We start from the raw sequence: 22,167 nt of genomic DNA, 5'->3' as shown, positions 1-22,167 counted from the left end.
AACGCACACGCCCCAGCCTGCCGAGAAATCAGGCTGGGCTCCCATCAATCACCCCAAGCCCAGGGGCTGACGCTGCAAACCGGTGCCAGGCGCAGCGCACAGTTCCACCAGCCAATCCACAAAGACCCGTACCCGCAACGACAACTGACGATGGGGTGGGTACAGCGCGGTCAGGGCCATTTTCGGCACTGGCCAATGTGGCAGCACCTCCACCAGGCATCCCTCGGCCAGTTGTCGCATCGCGTGGTAATGGGGCGCCTGAATCAAGCCGTAACCGGCCTCGCATGCGGCAAAGTAGCCGTCGGAACTGTTGACCGCGACGCGCCTGGGCAGGTCGAACGGGCGCACTTGGCCGTCAATCAGAAATTCCAGACCGAAGCGCTTGCCGCTGGCGCTGGAGACGTACTCGACCATGTGATGGCGCGCCAGGTCGTCCAGATCAGCGGGCATGCCCATGCGCTCAAGGTAGGCAGGGCTTGCCAGAGTCAACTGGTCCATCAGCGCCAGGGGCCGTGCCACCAGGGATTCGTCCAGGGCCAGGCCACCGCGCAGCACGCAGTCCACGCCTTCGCGGATCAAGTCTACCGGGCGGTCGTTCAAGCCGATGTCCAGTTCGATCTGCGGGTAACGCGCGGTAAAGGCCGGCAGTGCGGGGATCACGATCAAGCGGCCGATGCCCGAGGGCATGTCCACGCTCAAGGTGCCGCGCGGGTTCTGACGGCGGGTGGAAAACACCGCTTCGGTCTCTTCCAGGTCTGACAGCAACTGCACACAGCGCTGGTAGTACGCGGTGCCGTCCGGGGTGGGACTGACCTGCCGCGTGGTGCGCTGCAACAGTTGCACCCCCAGGTGCGCTTCCAGTTGTTTGATCAGGATGGTCACCGAGGCGCGGGGCAGTTGCAGGCTGTCGGCGGCTTTGGCGAAGCCGCCCAGTTCGACGATACGGGTGAATACACGCATGGCGTTGAAACGATCCAAGGGCTGGCTCCGTGCGGATTGTTTAGAAAATACAAACAGTGATAGTGCTTTTAGCCGCTTTATCTCGGTTTTGTCGAGGATAACAATGAAGTCCTTCCCAACTCTGGAGTCCCACAAATGCACACTCGTCAACTTGGCACACACGGTCCCCTCGTCTCTGCCATCGGCCTTGGCTGCATGGGCATGAGCGATTTCTACAGCCCCGGCAGCGACACCCGCGAAGCCATCGCCACCCTGCACCGCGCCTTGGAACTGGGGATCAACTTCTTCGATACCGCCGATATGTACGGCCCGCATACCAACGAGCAATTACTGGGCAAGGCATTCGCCGGCAAGCGCGACCAAGTGTTCCTGGCCAGCAAATTCGGCATCATCCGCGACCCGGCCACCCCCGCCTCGCGAGGTGTGAACGGCAGCCCCGAGTACATCCGCGCGTCCATCGACGGCACTTTGCAGCGCCTGGGCGTCGACACCCTGGACCTCTACTACCAGCACCGCATCGACCCGCAGGTGAGCATCGAAGAGAGCGTCGGCGCCATGGCTGAGCTGGTCAAACAGGGCAAGGTGCGTTACCTGGGCCTGAGCGAAGCGTCGGCCGCCACCCTGGAGCGTGCGCATAAGGTCCACCCGATCAGCGCCCTGCAAAGCGAGTACTCGCTGTGGAGCCGCGACCAGGAAAGCAACGGCTGTCTCGCCGCCTGCCAGCGCCTGGGGATTGCCTTCGTGCCTTATAGCCCGCTGGGTCGCGGTTTTCTCACCGGCACGCTGCAAAGCCCGGATGACTTCAGCGCAGATGACTACCGCCGCTCCAACCCGCGTTTCCAAGGGGATAACTTCGCGAAGAATCTGCAATTGGTCGAGCGCGTGCGCAGCCTGGCAGCCGATAAGGGTGTAAGCGCCGGGCAACTGGCCTTGGCCTGGGTATTGGCCCAAGGGGACTACATCATCCCGATCCCAGGCACCAAACAGCGCAAATACCTGGAAGAAAACGCAGCGGCGGTGTCCATCGTGCTCAGCCCATCCGAGCGGTCGGCCCTGGATGGGATTTTCCCCGCCGACGCCACTGCCGGTCTGCGCTACCCAGAGGCGGTGATGGCGATGCTGGAGATCTGACATAAACAGCGAGGCCCGCCAAGCCTCGCTGCTTGCGCACGCAGATATTGGCACCCTCGTACCTAAAGCCAGCCCTACTCAAGCCGATACCCCTACGAAGCTCCAACAAAGCCGCGTCGACAATAAACGCTTCGTAAGGACGATCCCATGCCCCCACTGCGCTCCATCCAAGCCCGCTATACCCTGTTTCTAGTGTTGTTCGTCCTAGTGTTATTCGTGTTGACCATCGTTGGCATCGGCCAGTTGGTCGCGCCGACATTGCGCCACACCGAAGAGCAGGTGGTGCTCAACCGCATCGACGAGGTGGCGAAAACCATCCAGGGCGAGCTGAACAAGGTTCAGGCCCAGCAACGCAGCATCACCCAGACCATCCCGCTGCTGGACAGCGATGCCATCGACAAGGTCTTGCCTGGCCTGGTCGACCAGTACGGTGAGCTGAAGGTGTTCGGCGGCGGTATCTGGCCGCTGCCAAACCAGCGCACCCCAGGGCGCAACAAGCACAGCACGTTCTGGCACCGTGATGCCTCGGGCAAGCTGATGGTCAATACCTTCTGGAACAGCGACCCGGCCCCCAACTATTACGACCAGAGCTGGTACAAGGGCGGCCTGGCCTCGCCGCGTGGCCAATGCGCCTGGGCCGCGGCTTACAAGGACGACGCCAGCCAAGAGCCACGCACTAACTGCGCCATGGCGATCCAGCGCGATGGCGCGGCCTATGGCGTGGCCACGATTGACGTCACCCTCGGTTTCTTCAACGAACTGGTGGCCAGCAAGGAAAAAGACATCGGCGGGCAGATGCTGATCGTCGAAGGCGACGGCAAGATCATCAGCAACAGCACGCGCCTGAACAGCCCGGTGGTGTTGAAAAACATCAGCGAACTGACCGCTTCCTCAGCCTTCGCCACCCAGGTCAGCAAAGCCCTTGCCCATCGCGACCAAGGCTTGCAGCGCAGCGAGTTCGATAACGGCGGGGTGGCCAGCACCTTTTATATGCGCCCGATCGAGGGTACGCCGTGGTTCCTCGCCACCGCCCTGCCCACCTCGTTGATCACCGCGCAGCGCGATGACGTACTCGGCACTTTGGCCCTGCTGCAAATCCCCATGGTATTGCTGCTGGTGCTGCTGGCCGCGTATGCGATCCGCAAACTGGTGCAGCGCATGAAGACGCTGAAAGCCAATATCGACGCACTGTCCACCGGCGATGCCGACCTGACGCGGCGCATCACCATCCGCGCCGAAGACGAACTGGGCGCCATCGGCCATTCCGTCAACCGCTTTATCGTCTACCTGCAAAACATGATCGGCGAAGTGACCCAGGCCACCGCTGCCATGTCCACAGGGCTTGAGCGATTGCAGCAGACTTCGGCACAGACCAACCAGATCCTGGTGCGCCATGCCTCGGAAACCGATCAGACCGTCACGGCCATCACTGAGATGAGTTCCACTGCCGAGACCGTGGCACAGAACGCCGCCGAAACCGCCGCGTTCACCCAGCGCGCCAACGAACACGCCGACCGCTCGCGCGTGGTGGTGGGAGAAGCGTCCAGCAGCGTCGGCGCGTTGATCGGCGAGGTCGCCAGCGCCACCCACACGGTGGAGAACATGCGCCAGGACGCCGCGCGCATCACCGAAACCCTTGAAGTGATCGGCGCGATTGCCGGCCAGACCAACCTGCTGGCGCTCAACGCGGCCATCGAAGCAGCGCGGGCCGGCGAGCAAGGCCGTGGTTTTGCGGTAGTGGCCGACGAGGTGCGGGCCCTGGCCGCGCGCACCCAGGCCAGCACCTCCCAGATCAACGAGATGCTCGCTCGATTGACCACGGGGGTGAGTTCCTCAGTCACCGCCATGGAAAATACCCAGTCCAGCTGCCAATCGGCGGCGGACGCCACGGCGCGGGTCAACACCGGCCTGGATGAAATGGCCGGTTCCGTCGGCCATATCCACAGCCTCAGCACCCAGATCGCCACCGCCGCCGAACAGCAAAGCGCGGTGACCGAGGAGATCAACCGCAGCATGGTGCAGATCCGACAAATGGTCGAAGACCTGGTGCAGAGCGGTCACGCCACCGAAAACAATACTCAGAGCCTGCTGGAAGCCAATGGCCGGGTTATCAGCCTGATGAGTCGCTTCAAAGTCCGTTGAACAGCGTTTGAGAACTCCCGTGCAAAGCACGGGAGTCAGACTATTCTGACAGCTCGAGATACTTCTTCCCGCCACACAGGAGGTGTGTCATGCGCGCTGTCGAGCAGTCGGTCCGCTTGGAGCGGATCAGTCAGGAACGCTTTATCAATGCCCCCCTTGAAACTGTCTATGACTACGTAACCCAACCGGACCGCTGGCACGAATGGCACCCCACTTCCCTCGGTGCAGAGACCGGCACCAGCGGCTCTTTGGGTGCCGGTTCACGCTTTACCGAGATGATCGACTTGCTTGGCGTACGCGTCCCCATGAGCTACCGCGTGCAGATCGCCCGGCGCCCCGACGAATTCAAATGCGTGTTCACCTCCCTGGTCGTTGACGGCTCGATCCACTACTTCCTGCAACCGTTTCGCGACGGCACGCTGTTTAAACGGGTGCTGACCTACGAAACCGAATTGCAACTGGCGACCTTGCACGAGCGCATGCACGAACTGTCGGCCATCGCCCTGGACCGTCTGAAGCAGCGCCTGGAACATCCGCCCTTTGTATAATTTAGAAACATTACACTGTCGTCCCGTCCGTAAAAGCGCGGAGAATGCCGGGCTTATCGCCCCGATTGGATGAGACTCCGATGAAAACCCCACTGCGATTGGCCCTGCTGTCCGCCCTCTTCACCACTACCCTGGCCCAAGCCGCCGACCTGATCCCCATCGATGTACACCGTGACGCCAACTGCGGCTGTTGCAAAAAGTGGATCAGCCATCTGGAAAACAATGGGTTCAAGGTCAATGACCATGTCGAAACCGATATGAGCGCCGTCAAACAACGCCTCGGCGTGGCGCCGCGCCTGAGCTCATGCCATACCGCCGTGATCGACGGCAAGTTCGTTGAGGGCCATGTGCCCGCCGAGCAGGTGCTGGCGCTGCGCAAGCGCGACGACCTGCTAGGCGTTGCCGCACCGGGCATGCCCATGGGCTCGCCGGGCATGGAAATGGACGGACATGCCGATGCCTACCAGATCATCGGACTGCGCCGTGACGGCACGGATGAGGTGGTGGCCGATTACCCGGCACACTAATCGGTGCTGATGGGTTACCTGGGGCTGTTCGTCGCCGCGTTCGGTGCGGCGACGCTGCTGCCCCTGCAATCGGAAGCCGTACTGGTGGGCCTGCTGCTCAGCGGCCACTACAGCGTGTGGTGGTTGTTGGCGGTCGCCACCCTGGGCAATGTACTGGGCTCGCTGGTCAATTGGTGGCTGGGCCGCTGGGTGGAGCATTTCAAACAGCGGCGCTGGTTTCCGGTCAACGAGCGGCAACTGCAAACGGCCCGTCGCCACTACGCACGCTGGGGGCACTGGACCCTGCTGCTCAGTTGGGTGCCGATCATCGGCGACCCGCTGACCCTGGTGGCCGGTGTGATGCGCGAACCGCTGTGGCGGTTTCTGGTGGTGGTCACTTTGGCCAAAGGTCTGCGTTATGGCGTGCTGGCGGCAATTACCTTGCAGTGGGTGTTAATCCCGCGTTAATCCTCTCGCAACAGCATCCCAAAACCTGTTTCAGGAGATGACACCATGCCGCCAAACCGCGTCCTTTATATCGCCGGCCTGTTCATGGCCAGCAGCGTCCCCGCCCTCGCCGCAACTTACGGCCCCGAATTACAAGGCTTTCAATACCCCTATCCGCTTGCGCATTTCAGCTTTGAATCCCAAGGCAAAACCCTGCAAATGGGCTACATGGACGTGCCGGCCAGCGGCAAGCCCAACGGGCGCAGCGTGGTGCTGATGCACGGCAAGAACTTCTGCGCGGCCACTTGGGAAGGCTCGATCAAGGCCCTGAGCGACGCCGGTTACCGCGTGATCGCCCCGGACCAGATCGGCTTTTGTACCTCCAGCAAGCCGGAGCATTACCAGTACAGCTTCCAGCAGTTGGCGCTCAACACCCATCAACTGCTGGAAAAACTCGGCATCCCCAAGGCCACCCTGCTCGGCCACTCCACCGGCGGCATGCTCGCCACCCGGTATGCGCTTATGTACCCCGCGCAGACCGAGCAACTGGCTTTGGTCAACCCCATCGGCCTGGAAGACTGGAAAGCCCTCGGCGTGCCGTACCTGAGTGTTGATCAGTGGTACCAACGTGAGCTGAAAGTCAGCGCCGAAAGCATCCGCCAGTACCAGCTCAACACTTATTACGTCGGGCGCTGGAAGCCGGAATACGAGCGTTGGGTCGATATGTACGCCGGCTTGAGCAACGGCCCCGGGCATAAACGGGTCGCGTGGAACTCGGCGCTGATCTACGACATGATTTATTCCCAGCCGGTGTATTACGAATTCAAAGACGTACAGGTGCCGACCCTGCTACTGATCGGCACCGCCGATAACACCGCGATCAATAAGGCGATGGCGCCGCCCGAGGTCAAGGCCAAACTCGGCAACTACGCCGTGCTGGGCAAGCAGGTCGCCAAGCTGATGCCCCACGCTACCCTGGTCGAATTCCCCGGCTTGGGGCACGCGCCGCAAATGGAAGAACCGGCGCGGTTTCATCAAGCGTTGTTGCAGGGCTTGAACGCCCTTTAATCCAACATTCGGAGGCACGCGTAAATGGCGCTACAGATCGCTGTGATTGATGACTGGCAGCAAGTCGCCGCTGGCGTGGTGGATTGGTCGGCCCTGGCAACCGTGGGCCAGGTGCATTTCCTCCACGATTACCCGGCGGATACCACGACCCTGATCGAGCGCTTGCAAGGGTTCGAAGTGATTTGCGTAATGCGCGAACGCACGGTGTTCGACAAAGCCCTGCTGCAAGGCCTGCCGCGCCTCAAGCTGCTGGTGACCGGCGGCATGCGCAATGCCGCCCTTGATATCAGCGCCGCCCAGGCACTGGGCATTCAGGTGTGCGGCACCGACAGCTATAAACACGCCGCACCGGAACTGACCTGGGCACTGATCATGGCCTGCACCCGCAACCTGCTGGCCGAAGCCAATGCCCTGCGCGCCGGGGGTTGGCAGTTGGGTCTGGGTGGCGACTTGCACGGCAAGACCCTGGGGATTCTCGGGCTGGGCAGCATCGGCCAGAAGGTCGCCGGGTTCGGCCAGGCGTTCGGCATGCGCGTGATCGCCTGGAGCCAGAACCTCACGCCGGAACGCGCCGCTGCGGCGGGAGTGACCTGGGTCAGCAAGCAGCAGTTGTTTGAGCAGGCCGATATCCTCAGCGTCCATCTGGTGCTCAGCGAACGTAGCCGGGGGTTGGTGGATGCCCAAGCCTTGGCCTGGATGAAGCCGAGCGCGCGCCTCGTTAACACCGCTCGCGGGCCGATCGTCGATGAACAGGCCCTGATCCAGGCATTGCAATCCGGCCACTTAGCCGGCGCAGCACTGGATGTATATGGCCAGGAGCCACTTCCCGTCGATCACCCTTTCCGGCACCTGCCCAATGTGCTGGCCACACCGCATGTGGGTTATGTCAGCGAGCAGAACTACCGGCAGTTTTATGGGCAAATGATTGAAGACATCATCGCCTGGGCCGGGGGCGCGCCAATACGGTTGCTGGGTTGACTGCGTCGTGGAGCGAGCAGGCCTGCGCAGCGCTCCCCAATGGTGCACAGGGTGCATCAGATAGGTCGAAGGTCCTTTCTTGGGGCGACGATGTCGCCCAGTGCAGGGCAAGCCTGCTCACCACTGAATGAGTGCGGTATTGCCTGGGGCAAACAAGTGCAAAGTGCCATCACTCTCGCCGGCCGCCAACGGTTTTTCCGCATCGCATAAGGTTACAAGTTTTTTGTCCTACAAAATTCATGTAGAAACCCTACGCTGCCTGGGATCTGTCCTAGACTGATGACCGATGGGTCCCTTCCAAAACAAAAACCCCGCGAAAAAAATCTAAACTTTCCAACTCTGCCATTGGTCAGGTTTAGGTAAGGCGCGCCAGTGCGGTTTACGCCGGTTGCCGTCTATCCAACTTTTTAACGCTAACCGTGCAACTGGCATACGCCTTGCCAGATTTGTCATGCGCTTGTGCGCCTGGCCGCAGGATGCGGTCATCGGAGCTAATGGCAGCGGGCCATTAGCCGACCAACACGTGGAGAGAACTATGATCAGTGCCGCAGTAAGTATTCAGGGAGAGCGTGTTAGTCAGCCAGTTGGCGGGTCGACCTCTTTGGTCGACCTCAACACGGTGCGGCCGGTGTCCAGTTTTAACCCCAATCGAAAGAAAGTACTGTTTGTAACCTCGGAATTCGCCGATCTGGTGAAGACCGGCGGCCTGGGCGACGTATCCGCCGCCCTGCCTCGCGCCATGGCGCATCTGCATGATGTGCGCGTGTTGATCCCCGGTTACCCGCAGGTGATGGAAAGCGATAACCCGATCCATATCATCGGCGAATTGGGTGGCCACGCCGCGCTGCCGCCGTGCAAGATCGGGCGCATGGACCTCAAGGATGGCCTGGTCATCTACGTGTTGATCTGCCCCGAGCTCTATGAGCGCGAGGGCACGCCTTACGGCGCCAACAACGGTCGCGACTGGCCTGACAACCATATCCGTTTCGCCCGCCTGGGCCTGGCCGCCGCCGATATCGCCGCCAACCTGGCGCAGATCCACTGGTGCCCGGACCTGGTGCACGCCCACGACTGGCCCGCTGGCCTGGCCCCCGCGTACATGCACTGGCGTGGTTCACGCACGCCGACGCTGTTCACCATTCATAACCTGGCCTACCAGGGCGTGGTCAGTCTGGCTTCCACGCCGGAGCTGGGGATTCCGCCCCACGCACTGCAGCAGGAAGGCATGGAGTTCTACGGCAAGATGTCGTTCCTCAAGGCCGGCATGGCGTACTCCAGCCACATCACCACGGTGAGTGCCACTTACGCTCAGGAAATCACCACCCCCGAATTCGGCTGCGGCCTCGACGGTTTCCTCGCCGCCAAGACCCAGCAAGGCTTGCTCAGCGGCATTCCCAACGGCATTGATGAGAGCTGGGAAACGTCCACCGACACGCACCTGACCCACAACTTCAATATCGGTGACTGGGAAGGCAAAGCGATCAACGCCGCCCATGTGCGCAATCTATTCGGGCTGCACGACTCCACCGGCCCGCTGTTCGCCGTGGTTTCGCGCTTGGTGTACCAGAAGGGTCTGGACCTTACCGAAGCGGTTGCCAGCTTTATCGTCGAGAACGGTGGCCAGATCGCGATTATTGGGCGCGGCGAGCCGGAAGAAGAACAGGCCATGCGCGAGCTGGCCCTGCGTTTCCCCGGCCAGATCGGCGTGCGCATCGGCTTTAACGAAACCGACGCACGGCGCATGTTCGCCGGCAGCGATTTCCTGCTGATGCCATCGCGTTACGAGCCATGCGGCCTGAGCCAGATGTACGCGCAGCGCTTCGGCTCACTGCCGGTGGCGCGCAACACCGGTGGGCTGGCGGACACCATCGAAGACGGCGTCACTGGGTTCCTGTTCAACGAATCCACGGTGGACAGCTACAAAGCCGCCCTCACCCGCGCCTTCAACGTGTTCGCCTACCCCGGCCTGCTCAACGCCATGCGCTGCCGCGCCATGACCCAGCCGTTCAACTGGACCCAGGCGGTCGAACCCTACGCCGAGCTTTACGAACAACTGGTGGCCAAGGCCCTGGGGAAATCAGCTAAATAATCAAGGGAGGTCTCTATAGATGCCGTTACGGACTCTGGAAACCTGGCCCCACGGCGCAATCATGCTGGACGCGCAACACACGCGTTTCGCCTTGTGGGCGCCAGACGCGTTTTATGTCAGCGTTGAATTGGAAAACGGTAAATCCATCGCCATGCTGCCCCAGGCCGATGGATGGTTCGAAGTTGAACTCAAGTGCCCGGCGGGCACCCGGTATCGCTACAACATCGACGGGGAGCAGGATGTGCCCGATCCAGCGTCCAGGGCCCAGGCCTCGGACGTTCATGGTTGGAGCCTGGTGGTAGACCCGCTGGCCTACCACTGGCGCCAGCCCAACTGGCAAGGCCGCCCCTGGCACGAGGCGGTGATCTACGAATTGCACGTCGGCGCCCTGGGGGGGTACGCCAACGTCGAGCAACACCTGCCGCGCCTGGCCGAGATGGGCGTGACCGCCATTGAACTGATGCCCTTGGCGCAGTTCCCTGGCGAACGTAACTGGGGCTATGACGGCGTACTGCCGTATGCCCCGCACTCGTCCTACGGCACCCCGGAACAACTCAAACACCTGATCGACAGCGCCCACGAACACGGCCTGGCGGTGATCCTCGACGTGGTCTACAACCACTTCGGCCCCGATGGCAACTATCTGGGGCAGTACGCGGCAAGTTTCTTCCAGGAAGACGTGCACACCCCGTGGGGCGCTGGCATTGATTTCGAGCGCCGTGAAGTGCGGGATTTCTTTCTTGATAACGCCTTGATGTGGTTGCTCGAATACCGTTTCGACGGCCTGCGCCTGGACGCCGTGCACGCCATCGACAACCCCGGTTTCTTGCAGGAACTGGCGCAGCGCGTGCGCCAGCAGGTCGATACCGGCCGTCATGTGTGGCTGGTGCTGGAAAACGAACTGAACCAGGCCAGCCTGCTCAAGCACGACTTCGATGCGCAGTGGAATGACGACTTCCACAACGTGTTGCACGTCCTGCTGACCGGCGAAACCGATGCCTACTACAGCGACTTTGCCCAAGACCCTACCGCCAAACTGGCAAGGTGCCTGGGTGAAGGATTTATCTACCAGGGCGACACCACTCGCCATGGCCATGCCCGCGGCGAGCCGAGCGGTGGTCTGCCGCCGACTGCTTTCGTTGCATTTCTGCAAAACCACGACCAGATCGGCAATCGCGCCCTCGGCGAACGTCTGCACCAGCTTTGCCCGCCCCAGGCGCTCAAGGCCGCGACCGCCCTGCTGCTGCTGTCGCCAATGATTCCTTTGATGTTTATGGGCGACGAAGCCAACGCCGCCGAGCCGTTCCTGTTCTTCACCGACCATCACGGCGAGCTGGCCGAAGCGGTGCGTGAAGGTCGGCGCAATGAATTTGCCGACTTTGCCGCGTTCCAGGACCCTGAACGCCGCGAACACATCCCGGACCCGAATGCGCTGTCGACCTTGCAACAGTCCATGCCAACCCTGGCCGACCAAGACCATGTGGCGTTTTACCGCGAGCTGTTAAGCCTGCGTCATCGCCATATCGTCCCGCACCTGCCTGGCAGTGTGGCGCTGGGTGCCCAGGTACTTGGCGACGCAGCGGTCAGCGCGCGTTGGCGTCTGGGTAACGGCAGTGTGTTGCAGATCGATCTGAACCTCAGTGCCACTGCCTTGGAACATTCCACGCCGCCGCACCCGATTATTTTTGCAACGCCCGCCAGCGACGGCACACACCTGCCGCCGTACAGCGCACGCGTCACCCTATCCCCTGCTGGAGAACACCCTTGAGCGAAGCGAAACTGGAAATCCTCGCCAGCCGCGCGGGCCTGGCCGTCGATTGGATCGACGCCAACGGCCGCCCGCAACACGTACAACCCGACGCCCTGCGCGCGGTGCTCAAAGGTCTTGGCCATCCGGCCGACACTGATGCCGAGGTTGACGCTAGCCTACGTGACTTGGAACAAGCTCAGCTCGATAAACACCTGCCGCCGTTGTTGACCGTCGACAGCGGCCAGAGCTTGGACCTGGCGCACTATTTCGAACCAGACACCCTGTGCCGCGTGCACTTGGAGCAAGGCGAAACCCTGGAGCTGCGGCTGGACGGCAACGCCGTGCTGCCCGGCGTGATTGCCTTGGGTTATCACCAAGTGCAGATCAACGACCAGACGTTCACCCTGGCAGTGGCCCCCACCCACTGCTACAGCGTGGCCGAAGCGGTGGACAGCCAACCCGCCCGCGCTTGGGGCATCAGTGCGCAGCTCTACGGCTTGCGCCGCCTTAACGATGGCGGTTTCGGCGACACCCTGGCCCTGGAACACCTGGCCCGCGCAGCCGCCGAGCGGGGCGCCGACGCCTTGGCCATCAGCCCAATGCACGCGATGTTCAGCGCTGACCCGCAGCGTTACAGCCCGTATTCGCCATCGAGTCGGCTGTTTCTTAACAGCCTGTACGCTTCACCGGCTTGCATCCTCGGCGAGCGCGAAGTGCGCAATGCCATCGAAGCCCTGGGCATCGCCGATGAGTTGCACGACCTCGAACAGCTCGACCTGATCGACTGGCCTGCCGCCGCCCAGGCCAAGCAGCGTTTGCTGCGTGCGCTGTATGAAGATTTCCGCCACGGCCATCACCCGCAACATGCTGACTTCCTGAGTTTCCGTCAGACCGGCGGCGAGGCCCTGGAAAACCATTGCCGCTTCGAAGCAGTGCAAGCCATGCGCGCCGCCGCTGGTGAAAGCCTCGACTGGCGCCATTGGCCCGCAGAGTGGCGCACCCCGCAAAGCCCGGCATTGGCAAAATTTGCCGAGGAACACCGTGAGGAGATCGGCTTCTACGCCTTTGCCCAATGGCTGATCGCGCGTTGCCTGGAGCGCGCCCAACAAGCCGCCCGTGGCAGCGGCATGGGGGTTGGCCTGATCGCTGACCTGGCGGTGGGCGCCGACGGCGGCGGCAGCCAGGCCTGGAGTCGCCAGGACGAGTTGCTGGCCAACCTCACCGTGGGGGCGCCGCCCGACATCCTCAACCGTGCCGGCCAGGGCTGGGGGATTTCCGCGTTCTCCCCCGAGGGCCTCAAGCGCCATGGCTTCCGTGCGTTTATCGAAATGCTGCGGGCCAACTTCGCCCATGCCGGCGGCTTGCGCATCGACCATGTCATGGGCCTGCAACGCCTGTGGGTGATCCCCATGGACGCTTCGCCCAAAGAAGGTGCGTACCTGTATTACCCTGTGGACGACATGCTGCGTCTGCTTGCGCTGGAGTCCCATCGTCACCAGGCCATTGTGCTAGGCGAAGACTTGGGCACCGTGCCGGACGGCCTGCGCGAAAAACTCATCGGCCGCTCCATACTCGGTATGCGCGTGCTGCTGTTCGAACAAGGCCACGACGGCCAGTTCAAGCCGATCCTCGACTGGCCCGACAACGCCCTCGCCACCACCAGCACCCACGACCTGCCGACCCTCAACGGTTGGTGGCACAGCCGCGACATCGACTGGAATATCCAGCTCGGCCTGATCGACGCGCCCACCGTGGAGCAATGGAGCGAACATCGCCTGCGCGAACGGCAGGCGCTGCGCCAAGCCCTGAGCCAGGACCCGCAGAACTTCGTCGATGAGATCCGCAACGAAACCGACCATATGATCGACGCCAGCGTGCGCTACCTGGGCCACACTCGCGCGCCGCTGGTGCTGTTGCCGCTGGAGGATGCCCTGGGCATCGAAGAACAAGCCAACCTGCCCGGCACCACCGATACCCATCCCAATTGGCGCCGTCGCCTGCCGGGCGAGGCCGCGAGCCTGCTCGACAACGCCGACGCCGCGCGCCGCCTCGAACTGCTGGCGGTCGCGCGTAACCAAGCCTATGAGCGTGACCGATGAAAGCACTGCCCTTGCGCGCCACTCAGCGCCTGCAATTCCATAAAGGTTTCACCCTGGACGACGCGGTGCCGCTGGTGCCGTATTTTGCCCAACTGGGTATCAGCCACCTGTATGCCTCGCCGTTGCTCAGCGCGCGCGCCGGCTCCATGCACGGTTACGACGTGGTCGACCCGACCCGGGTCAACCCTGAACTGGGCGGTGAGGACGCGTTGCGCCGTCTGGTCGCGGCCCTGCGTGAACACGACATGGGCCTGATCCTGGATATCGTTTCTAACCACATGGCCGTGGGCGGCGCCGATAACCCTTGGTGGCTGGACCTGCTGGAATGGGGGCGTTTGAGCCCCTACAGCGAATTCTTCGATATCCAGTGGCACTCTCCCGACCCGCTGCTCAAAGGCCAATTGCTGATGCCGTTCCTGGGCAGCGACTACGGCGAAGCCCTGCAAAGCGGCACCTTGACCCTGCACTTCGATGCTGACCACGGATCGTTCTACGTCGAGCATTACGAACATCGCTTCCCGATCTGCCCACGGGATTACGCGTTGATCCTGGGCAACGACGAACCGCTCAAACCACTGGCGGACCGTTTCGCTGCCCTGGCCTATCAGGACGATGCCTACGCCGAAGCCGCCTGGCTCAAACAGGCCCTGGCCGAGCGGGCCACCGAGGTACTGCCGGCCATTGAGCAGCGCTTGGCCCAGTTTGACGGTCGCCAAGCCGAGGGCTTCGAACGTCTGCATCAACTCTTGGAGCAGCAAGCCTATCGCCTGGCCAGCTGGCGCACGGCGGCGGACGATATCAACTGGCGGCGCTTCTTCGACGTCAATGAATTGGGCGGCCTGCGCGTAGAGCGCAGCGCGGTGTTCGAAGCCACCCATGGCAAGATTTTCGAGCTGATCAGCCAAGGCCTGGTGGATGGCCTGCGCATCGACCATATCGATGGCCTGGCCGACCCGCGCGGTTATTGCCGCAAGCTGCGCCGCCGGGTCGATACGTTGTCCCCCGAGCGGCACCTGCCGATTTTTGTCGAGAAGATCCTCGGCGAAGGCGAAACCCTGCGCGAAGACTGGCAAGTGGACGGCACCACGGGCTACGAATTCATGAATCAGCTGTCGCTGTTGCAGCACCAGCCCGAAGGCTTTGAGCCCCTGGCCGAGCTGTGGACGCGCCTGAGCGAGCGGCCTTCGGCCTTTATCGAAGAGGCCCGCCTGGCGCGCCAACAGATCCTCAACGGCTCCCTGGGCGGCGATTTCGAAAGCGTGGCCCAGGCGCTGCTGCAAGTGGCGCGCGACGACGTGATGACCCGCGACCTGACCCTCGGCGCCATCCGCCGTGCATTGCAGGAGTTGATCGTGCACTTCCCGGTGTACCGCACCTACATCAGCGCCCGTGGCCGTAGCGCCGCCGATGACAAGGTGTTCCAACAGGCCATGGACGGCGCGCGCAGCAAGTTGAGCGAAGGCGACTGGCCAGTGCTCGACCACCTGCAAAAATGGCTCGGCGGCCAGCCGTGGCGTGATCGCCCAGTGGGGCGCGAGCGCAAGATTCTCAAACATGCCTGCGTGCGCTTCCAGCAGCTCACTTCCCCGGCCGCCGCCAAGGCCGTGGAAGACACCGCGTTCTATCGCTCGGCGGTGCTGCTGTCGCGTAACGATGTGGGTTTCAGCACCGAGCAATTCAGTGCGCCGTTGGCCGACTTCCATCAGGTCAACCAACAGCGCCTGCTGGCGTTCCCGGACAACCTGCTGGCCACCGCGACCCATGACCACAAACGCGGCGAAGACACCCGCGCGCGCCTGGCGGTGCTCAGTGAATGCGCGCCGTGGTATGTGGCTCAAGTTGAACAGTGGCGTAGTCTGGCCGCCCCGCTGCGCGACGATGCCTGCGCGCCGTCGGCCGGCGATGAGCTGATCCTCTATCAAGTGCTGGTGGGCAGTTGGCCGCTGGATCTGGACCCTGGCGCGTCGCTGGAGACTTACCAGCAACGCCTGTGGCAGTGGCAGCAAAAAGCCCTGCGCGAAGCCAAGTTGCAGAGCAGCTGGAGCGCGCCCAACGAAGCTTATGAACAAGCGGTCGAAGCCTTCCTGTCGCGCCTGCTGTTGACCGAAGCCGGTCGCCCGTTGCGCACCGCGATTGCCGCCGCCGCCCAAGCCATCGCCCCGTCCGGCGCCCTGAATGGACTGGCGCAAACCTTGCTTCGCATGACTGTGCCGGGTGTACCGGACTTGTACCAGGGCGCCGAGTTCTGGGACTTCAGCCTGGTGGACCCGGACAACCGTCGTCCGGTGGACTTCAACGCACGGCAACAAGCGCTGAACACCCCGCCGGGCACCGATCAACTGCTGACCCACTGGCACGATGGGCGTATCAAGCAGGCATTGATTGGCCAGGTGTTGGGCTTGCGCAGCGCCCAGCCCGAACTGTTCCGCCACGGCAGCTACACACCGCGGGAGGTACTCGGTCAACACGCCGACCGCGTGGTTGCATTCAGCCGCGAACACCAGGGCAAACAGCTGGTGGTGGTGGTACCACGCTGGTCCCATGCGCTGCTTGAAAACGGTGTGCAGCCTCTGATTCCTGCGCAGGTTTGGGGCGATACCCGGGTGAAATTACCGTTCGCCGCGTCAACGCAAAACTGGAAGGGACTTTTTCAAACAGGCGCAGTCACACCAAACAAGGAGCTGTTGATCAGCACTGCCCTGGGGGAATTCCCGGTCAATGTCTTTATCAATTCTGATGATCAAGAAAGCTGAACATTTTCTGTGAGGAGCATTGCGATGAGCACTGAAGACAAACGTATCCGCGAATTGGCGCATCAGATCTGGGAGTCCGAGGGTAAGCCCCATGGTCAGGACGCACGTCATTGGGAGATGGCGCGCAAGCTGGCCGAATCCGAAGCCTTGACGCCGAGCAAGCCCAAGCCGGCCGCCAAGCCTAAAGCCACCGCCAAGCCTGCGGCAAAGCCCAAGCCCGCTGCGGCAGCAAGCAAGCCCGCCGCACCGGCGACCAAGAAACCTGCGGCGCCGAAAAAGCCCAAGCCGTAACCAGCCTTTCGACGCCCAACCCTCCCGCCGACGCTGTCGGCGGGGGTTTAACTTCACACTCGATCTCGTTCGCTGAAAATTCGTCAGCACGGCCGCTCTCGGCCCGAAAAAAGACCCCTTGCAGGAGCAACACCACCATGAGCAAACCGGATAAAACCCCATCGACGCCGGGCAGTGAGCCGTCGCGGATTCGTGAAGGTTTGCCCTTCCCCCTCGGCGCCACCTGGGATGGCCTGGGCGTCAACTTTGCGCTGTTCTCGGCCAACGCCACCAAGGTCGAACTGTGCCTGTTCGACGACAGCGGCGAAGTCGAACTGGAGCGCATCGAGCTGCCGGAATACACCGATGAAATCTTCCACGGTTACCTGCCCGACGCCCACCCTGGGCTGATTTACGGCTACCGCGTATACGGCCCTTACGATCCGGCCAACGGTCACCGCTTCAACCACCACAAATTGCTGATCGACCCCTACGCCAAGCAGTTGGTGGGCGAACTCAAATGGTCCGAAGCGCTGTTCGGCTACACCATCGGCCACCCGGATGACGACCTGAGTTTCGACGAACGCGACAGTGCGCCCTTCGTGCCCAAGTGCAAGGTGATCGACCCGGCCCATACCTGGGGCAACGACCAGCCGGTGCGGGTGCCATGGGACCGCACGATCATTTATGAAACCCACCTGCGCGGCATCAGCATGCGTCATCCCTCCGTGGGCGAATCGGTGCGTGGCACCTGCGCCGGCCTGATGGAAGACGATGTGCTCAAGCACATTCGCCAACTGGGGATCTCCTCGGTCGAGCTGCTGCCGGTGCACGCCTTCGTCAATGACCAGCATCTGCTGGAAAAAGGCATGACCAACTATTGGGGTTACAACAGCATCGCGTTCTTCGCCCCCGACCCACGCTACCTGGCCAGCGGCAAGATCGCCGAGTTCAAGGAGATGGTCGCGCACCTGCACGAGCAGAAGCTGGAAGTGATCCTGGACGTGGTCTACAACCACACCGCCGAAGGCAACGAGCGTGGCCCGACCCTGTCCATGCGCGGCATCGACAACGCCTCCTACTATCGCTTGATGCCCGATGACAAGCGCTTCTACATCAATGATTCCGGCACCGGCAACACCCTCGACCTCAGCCACCCATGCGTGCTGCAAATGGTCACCGACTCCCTGCGCTACTGGGCCACGGAAATGCATGTGGACGGTTTCCGCTTCGACCTGGCGACGATTCTCGGGCGTTATCGCGACGGTTTCGACGAGCGCCACAGCTTCCTTGTGGCCTGCCGTCAGGACCCGATACTGCGCCAGCTGAAAATGATTGCCGAACCCTGGGACTGCGGGCCCGGCGGCTACCAAGTGGGCAACTTCCCACCGGGCTGGGTGGAATGGAACGACCGTTTCCGCGATACCGTGCGCGCCTTCTGGAAAGGCGATGACGGCCAATTGGCGGACTTCGCCGGGCGTATGACGGCGTCGGGCGAAATGTTCAACCATCGCGGGCGCCGGCCGTACAGCTCGGTGAACTTCATCACCGCCCACGACGGTTTCACCCTGCACGATTTGGTGTCGTACAACGACAAGCACAACGAAGCCAACGACGAAAACAACCAAGACGGCAGCAATAACAACCTGTCCTGGAACCATGGCGTCGAAGGCCCTACCGACGACCCGGAAATCAACGCCCTGCGCCTGCGCCAGATGCGTAATTTCTTCGCCACCCTGCTGCTGGCCCAAGGCACGCCGATGATCGTCGCCGGTGACGAGTTCGCCCGCACCCAGCACGGCAATAACAACGCCTATTGCCAGGACAGCGAAATCGGTTGGGTCAACTGGGACCTGGATGACGACGGCAAAGCCCTGCTGAAGTTCGTCAAGCGCCTGATCAAACTGCGCCTGGCCTATCCGATCCTGCGTCGTGGCCGCTTCCTAGTGGGCGATTACAACGAAGACATCGGCGTGAAGGACGTCACCTGGCTGGCGCCGGATGGCAACGAAATGAGCACCGAGCAATGGCAAGACAGCAATGGTCGTTGCCTGGGCATGTTGATGGATGGCCGCGCTCAGGAAACCGGTATCCGCCGCGCTGGTGCAGACGCCACCTTGTTGCTGGTGGTCAATGCCCACCATGACATGGTCAATTTCCGTCTGCCGCCGGTGCCCGAAGGTGAGTTCTGGACCTGCCTGCTGGACACCAACGACACGACGATCAAGGCTCAGGAGCGCTTTAACTTCGATCACGAGTACGCCGTAACCGGCCGCTCACTGCTGCTGTTCGAATTGCAGCGCGACGACGAGGTGTGAGATGAACTGGCAGGGAAGCCTGGATAGCGGCCGTGCTTATGCCGACACCGAGGCGCTCGGGGCAGCCCTGAGGGCCTTGGTGGCCCAAGGGCTGGACCGGTTGCCGCTACCCGGCGGCGGCCAGACCCTGGAGCGGTTCAGGCGTCTGGCCTATGTGGCCGCGCACGACTTGCGCCTGTGCAAGTTGTTCGAAGGCCACACCGATGCCTTGGCGATCATGGCCGAACTCGGCAGCCCCCCGACGCCCCAGGGCAGTACCTGGGGCACATGGGCCGCCGAACCGCCCACGGCCAAGGTGCGTGTACAACACGACGGCCATTGCTTGCGGGTGCACGGGCGTAAAGCCTGGTGCTCCGGCGCGGCGGTGGTCAGTCATGGATTATTGACCGCCTGGGATGAGCGGGACCGCCAGCAATTGGTGGCAGTCCCCATGCAACAACCAGGCGTGTGTGTGACCGATCAAGGCTGGCATGCCGTGGGCATGGCGGCCACCGGCAGTGTCGAGATTGTCTTCGACAATGCCAGCGGTGTGGCCGTGGGTGGGCCTGGCGACTACCTCGCCCGCCCCGGTTTCTGGCAAGGCGGCGTCGGTATCGCGGCGTGCTGGTATGGCGCGGCGCAGCAACTGGGCCAAGTGCTGCAGCAGCACTGTGCGCGGCGCGCCGAGCCCCATGCCCTGGCGCACTTGGGCGCAGTGGACAGTGCGCTACACGCCGCCGCCTGCGTGTTGCGCGACGCCGCAGACCGCATCGACCGCACGCCCAAGGCCGACGCCAGGGAGCTGGCCCAACGGGCCCGCGCCTGCATCGAGGACGCCGTCGAGCAGGTGATCCGCCATGTCGGCCGTGCAGTCGGTGCCGGGCCGTATTGCCAGGACCCGCACATGGCTCAATTGATGGCGGATCTGCCGGTGTACGTGCGCCAGAGTCATGCCGAACGCGACCTGGCAGCCCTGGGCGAATGGGTCGCCGGCCAATCCAACGAGAGGTGGCAGCTATGAAAGCCAACCCGATCGTCGGCCAGGGCACGCCGTTGCAGCACTGGCAGACGTCACCGCGCCTGGCGGCGTTGCCCCCTATCAGCGTTGAGGAATTGGTCCCGGAAGGCCATCGCGCGGTGATTATCGCGCCCCATCCGGACGACGAAGTGCTGGGGTGCGGCGGGCTGTTGCAGGGCCTGGCGGCGCTGGAGCGGCCGATCCAGTTGATCTCGGTGACCGACGGCAGCGCCAGCCACCCGGGCTCGCAACGTTGGCCGGTGGAGCGATTGAGCGTGGTGCGCCCGCAGGAGTCGGCCCAGGCCCTGCATCGCTTGGGGGTGCCGCTGCACAGTCTCAAATGGCTGCGCGCAGGCTTCAGCGACAGCCAGGTAGCAGCGCGGGAGGACGAGTTGGTGGGGTTTATTCAGCGCTATCTCAAGCCCACCGACGTGCTGTTCACAACGTGGCGCGAAGACGGCCATTGCGATCACGAAGCGGTGGGCCGCGCCAGCGCCAAAGCCGCCGAAGCAGTGGGCGCGCGACTGTACGAGTTGCCGGTATGGACCTGGCACTGGGCAACCGCCGAAGACGCCCTGGTGCCCTGGCACCGCGCGCGCAAAATCCCCCTGACCTGTGCAGAGGTGGCGCGCAAGCGTCACGCCATCCATGCGTTCGCCAGCCAATTGGAGGGTGATCCGCAGATCGGCTTGCCGCCGGTGCTGGCCCCCTATGTGGTGGAACGCTTGCTGCAACCTTTTGAAGTGGTATTCGTATGAGTGTGGCCACCCGGTATTTCGATCAACTGTTCGCCGGCAACGATGACCCCTGGGCCTTTCGTCAGCGTTGGTACGAGCGGCGTAAACGCGCCCTCACCCTGGCCCTGCTGACCAAGCCGCGCTACGCCTCGATCTTCGAACCTGGCTGTGCCAATGGTGAGCTGAGTGTTGAGCTGGCCGCGCGCGGCGATCGTTTGTTGTGTTGCGATACCGCCGCGGCCGCCGTGGCGCTGGCGCGTACTCGGTTGCTCGGATTTACCCATGCCCAGGTGTACCAGAGCCGTTTGCCGCAAGAGTGGCCCACGGGCCGATTCGACCTGATCGTGCTCAGCGAACTGTGCTACTACCTGGACGCCGATGACTTGGGTCGGTTGATCGAGTGCGCGTTGGCCAGCCTGACTGCCGACGGGCAGATCCTCGCCTGCCATTGGCGCCCGCCCATCGACGGTTGCCCGCTAACCGCCGAGCAGGTGCATGCCATGTTGGACCAACGCCTGGGCATGCCCCGTGTGGCCAGCCACCCAGAACAGGATTTTCTCCTCGACCTGTGGAGCCGCGACGGTACCTCGGTCGCCACCCTTGAGGGCTTGCGATGATCGGCATTCTGATCCCGGTGCATAACGAACAAGCGCTGTTGGCCGAGTGCCTGGATGCCGCATTGGTTGCTGCGCGGCACCCGGACTTGCTGGGCGAACCCGTGCAGGTGCTGGTCATGCTCGACAGCTGCAGCGACGCCAGCGCCACCATCGCCCAGACGTACCCCGTGCAGTCTCTGGAGGTGCATGCGCGCAATGTCGGGCATGCCCGTGGCGTCGGCGCGCGGCATTTGTTGAATCAAGGCGCACGCTGGATCGCCTGCACCGACGCCGACAGCCGCGTGGCACCGGACTGGCTGGCCGCGCAGTTGGCGTTGAACGTGGACGCGGTATGCGGCACGGTCACGGTGGATGCCTGGAGCGAGGGTTTCGATCCGGCCGCCCAGATTCGTTATCACCAGGGTTACGAAGCACGGGACGGCCATCGGCATATCCACGGGGCCAACCTTGGGGTAAGCGCCGGTGCTTATGTGCGCGCCGGTGGGTTCGAGCCCCTGGCCTGTCATGAAGACGTACATCTGGTACGCGAACTTGAGCGCTGCGGGGCATCCATCGCGTGGAGCCACCGCCCGCAAGTGATCACCAGCGCGCGTCTGGACGCCCGTGCCAGGGGCGGTTTCGGCGACTTTCTGAAGAGCCTGGTGCTGGCTTCTTGAAAAAAAACCGGGCCTGCCTGAAAACCGCCGCAACCTTGTCTATGCTCATGACGCCTTGCTGGTAATTCAAGGTTGGATTGCCAAGCACCCATCACGGCGGA

The 22,167-nt window shown here is 62.8% G+C and carries 18 protein-coding genes and 1 pseudogene; 18 read left to right on the top strand and 1 reads right to left on the bottom strand.

Annotated elements, in window-relative coordinates:
- Nucleotides 1–48: 48 nt before the first annotated feature.
- A complete protein-coding gene (locus YA0848_RS22800; RefSeq protein WP_169902627.1) occupies nucleotides 49–978 on the bottom strand; it encodes a LysR family transcriptional regulator in 930 nt (309 codons plus the stop codon).
- A gap of 117 nt (nucleotides 979–1,095) precedes the next feature.
- Between YA0848_RS22800 and YA0848_RS22795 the strand changes: the two genes are divergently transcribed.
- The 18 genes and pseudogenes from YA0848_RS22795 (at nucleotide 1,096) to YA0848_RS22715 (ending at nucleotide 22,066) form a co-directional block, all read left to right on the top strand.
- Entirely contained in the window at nucleotides 1,096–2,091 is a 996-nt protein-coding gene (locus YA0848_RS22795; RefSeq protein ID WP_169902628.1) for an aldo/keto reductase, read from the top strand.
- A gap of 147 nt (nucleotides 2,092–2,238) precedes the next feature.
- Nucleotides 2,239–3,372, top strand: a pseudogene (locus YA0848_RS36725) (HAMP domain-containing protein); the annotation flags it as partial.
- A 15-nt stretch (nucleotides 3,373–3,387) separates the two neighbouring features.
- Nucleotides 3,388–4,233 (top strand): methyl-accepting chemotaxis protein, encoded by an 846-nt coding sequence (locus tag YA0848_RS36720; RefSeq protein WP_371918464.1) that lies wholly within the window; start codon nucleotides 3,388–3,390, stop codon nucleotides 4,231–4,233.
- A gap of 89 nt (nucleotides 4,234–4,322) precedes the next feature.
- Nucleotides 4,323–4,781: an SRPBCC family protein gene (locus tag YA0848_RS22785; RefSeq protein WP_169867760.1), complete on the top strand. Its 459-nt coding sequence runs from the start codon at nucleotides 4,323–4,325 to the stop codon at nucleotides 4,779–4,781.
- An 80-nt stretch (nucleotides 4,782–4,861) separates the two neighbouring features.
- Nucleotides 4,862–5,308, top strand: a complete 447-nt coding sequence (locus YA0848_RS22780; protein WP_034098086.1) for a DUF411 domain-containing protein — start codon at nucleotides 4,862–4,864, stop codon at nucleotides 5,306–5,308.
- Between the two features lie 3 nt (nucleotides 5,309–5,311).
- On the top strand, nucleotides 5,312–5,755 hold the full coding sequence (locus tag YA0848_RS22775; RefSeq protein WP_169902629.1) for a YqaA family protein: 444 nt from the start codon (nucleotides 5,312–5,314) through the stop codon (nucleotides 5,753–5,755).
- 45 nt (nucleotides 5,756–5,800) lie between these two features.
- Nucleotides 5,801–6,802, top strand: coding sequence for an alpha/beta fold hydrolase (locus YA0848_RS22770; RefSeq protein ID WP_034098088.1), 1,002 nt, complete (start codon nucleotides 5,801–5,803; stop codon nucleotides 6,800–6,802).
- Between the two features lie 24 nt (nucleotides 6,803–6,826).
- Nucleotides 6,827–7,780, top strand: a complete 954-nt coding sequence (locus tag YA0848_RS22765; RefSeq protein WP_169902630.1) for a D-2-hydroxyacid dehydrogenase family protein — start codon at nucleotides 6,827–6,829, stop codon at nucleotides 7,778–7,780.
- Nucleotides 7,781–8,315: 535 nt separating this feature from the next.
- Entirely contained in the window at nucleotides 8,316–9,869 is a 1,554-nt protein-coding gene (glgA, locus tag YA0848_RS22760; RefSeq protein WP_080758739.1) for a glycogen synthase GlgA, read from the top strand.
- A 19-nt stretch (nucleotides 9,870–9,888) separates the two neighbouring features.
- On the top strand, nucleotides 9,889–11,637 hold the full coding sequence (gene treZ / locus YA0848_RS22755; RefSeq protein ID WP_034098094.1) for a malto-oligosyltrehalose trehalohydrolase: 1,749 nt from the start codon (nucleotides 9,889–9,891) through the stop codon (nucleotides 11,635–11,637).
- Nucleotides 11,634–13,718, top strand: a complete 2,085-nt coding sequence (gene malQ / locus YA0848_RS22750; protein WP_034098096.1) for a 4-alpha-glucanotransferase — start codon at nucleotides 11,634–11,636, stop codon at nucleotides 13,716–13,718. The genes treZ and malQ overlap by 4 nt, the downstream gene beginning before the upstream one ends.
- Nucleotides 13,715–16,471, top strand: a complete 2,757-nt coding sequence (locus tag YA0848_RS22745; protein ID WP_198712593.1) for a malto-oligosyltrehalose synthase — start codon at nucleotides 13,715–13,717, stop codon at nucleotides 16,469–16,471. The genes malQ and YA0848_RS22745 overlap by 4 nt, the downstream gene beginning before the upstream one ends.
- Nucleotides 16,472–16,495: 24 nt before the next feature.
- On the top strand, nucleotides 16,496–16,762 hold the full coding sequence (locus YA0848_RS22740; protein WP_034098099.1) for a DUF2934 domain-containing protein: 267 nt from the start codon (nucleotides 16,496–16,498) through the stop codon (nucleotides 16,760–16,762).
- A gap of 137 nt (nucleotides 16,763–16,899) precedes the next feature.
- Nucleotides 16,900–19,059, top strand: a complete 2,160-nt coding sequence (gene glgX, locus YA0848_RS22735) for a glycogen debranching protein GlgX (RefSeq protein WP_034098101.1) — start codon at nucleotides 16,900–16,902, stop codon at nucleotides 19,057–19,059.
- A gap of 1 nt (nucleotide 19,060) precedes the next feature.
- Nucleotides 19,061–20,059: an acyl-CoA dehydrogenase family protein gene (locus tag YA0848_RS22730; protein ID WP_169902632.1), complete on the top strand. Its 999-nt coding sequence runs from the start codon at nucleotides 19,061–19,063 to the stop codon at nucleotides 20,057–20,059.
- Nucleotides 20,056–20,814, top strand: coding sequence for a PIG-L deacetylase family protein (locus YA0848_RS22725; RefSeq protein ID WP_169902633.1), 759 nt, complete (start codon nucleotides 20,056–20,058; stop codon nucleotides 20,812–20,814). Before YA0848_RS22730 ends, YA0848_RS22725 begins: the two co-directional genes overlap by 4 nt.
- A complete protein-coding gene (locus tag YA0848_RS22720) occupies nucleotides 20,811–21,410 on the top strand; it encodes an SAM-dependent methyltransferase (RefSeq protein WP_047883017.1) in 600 nt (199 codons plus the stop codon). Before YA0848_RS22725 ends, YA0848_RS22720 begins: the two co-directional genes overlap by 4 nt.
- Nucleotides 21,407–22,066, top strand: a complete 660-nt coding sequence (locus YA0848_RS22715; RefSeq protein ID WP_034098108.1) for a glycosyltransferase — start codon at nucleotides 21,407–21,409, stop codon at nucleotides 22,064–22,066. The genes YA0848_RS22720 and YA0848_RS22715 overlap by 4 nt, the downstream gene beginning before the upstream one ends.
- Nucleotides 22,067–22,167 lie beyond the last annotated feature (101 nt).

It is taken from the genome of Pseudomonas sp. S4_EA_1b (assembly GCF_016307435.1).
Lineage (GTDB): Bacteria > Pseudomonadota > Gammaproteobacteria > Pseudomonadales > Pseudomonadaceae > Aquipseudomonas > Aquipseudomonas rhodesiae.
This window is presented reverse-complemented; position numbering and strand designations above follow the sequence as displayed.

Coding starts and splice junctions, on each gene's coding strand:
- YA0848_RS22745 (WP_198712593.1), top strand. CDS start 13,715: ATGAAAGCACTGCCCTTGCGCGCCACTCAGCGCCTGCAATTCCATAAA.
- YA0848_RS22770 (WP_034098088.1), top strand. CDS start 5,801: ATGCCGCCAAACCGCGTCCTTTATATCGCCGGCCTGTTCATGGCCAGC.
- YA0848_RS22730 (WP_169902632.1), top strand. CDS start 19,061: ATGAACTGGCAGGGAAGCCTGGATAGCGGCCGTGCTTATGCCGACACC.
- YA0848_RS22725 (WP_169902633.1), top strand. CDS start 20,056: ATGAAAGCCAACCCGATCGTCGGCCAGGGCACGCCGTTGCAGCACTGG.
- YA0848_RS22715 (WP_034098108.1), top strand. CDS start 21,407: ATGATCGGCATTCTGATCCCGGTGCATAACGAACAAGCGCTGTTGGCC.
- YA0848_RS22795 (WP_169902628.1), top strand. CDS start 1,096: ATGCACACTCGTCAACTTGGCACACACGGTCCCCTCGTCTCTGCCATC.
- YA0848_RS22765 (WP_169902630.1), top strand. CDS start 6,827: ATGGCGCTACAGATCGCTGTGATTGATGACTGGCAGCAAGTCGCCGCT.
- treZ (WP_034098094.1), top strand. CDS start 9,889: ATGCCGTTACGGACTCTGGAAACCTGGCCCCACGGCGCAATCATGCTG.
- glgA (WP_080758739.1), top strand. CDS start 8,316: ATGATCAGTGCCGCAGTAAGTATTCAGGGAGAGCGTGTTAGTCAGCCA.
- YA0848_RS22720 (WP_047883017.1), top strand. CDS start 20,811: ATGAGTGTGGCCACCCGGTATTTCGATCAACTGTTCGCCGGCAACGAT.
- YA0848_RS22780 (WP_034098086.1), top strand. CDS start 4,862: ATGAAAACCCCACTGCGATTGGCCCTGCTGTCCGCCCTCTTCACCACT.
- YA0848_RS22740 (WP_034098099.1), top strand. CDS start 16,496: ATGAGCACTGAAGACAAACGTATCCGCGAATTGGCGCATCAGATCTGG.
- YA0848_RS36720 (WP_371918464.1), top strand. CDS start 3,388: ATGATCGGCGAAGTGACCCAGGCCACCGCTGCCATGTCCACAGGGCTT.
- glgX (WP_034098101.1), top strand. CDS start 16,900: ATGAGCAAACCGGATAAAACCCCATCGACGCCGGGCAGTGAGCCGTCG.
- YA0848_RS22785 (WP_169867760.1), top strand. CDS start 4,323: ATGCGCGCTGTCGAGCAGTCGGTCCGCTTGGAGCGGATCAGTCAGGAA.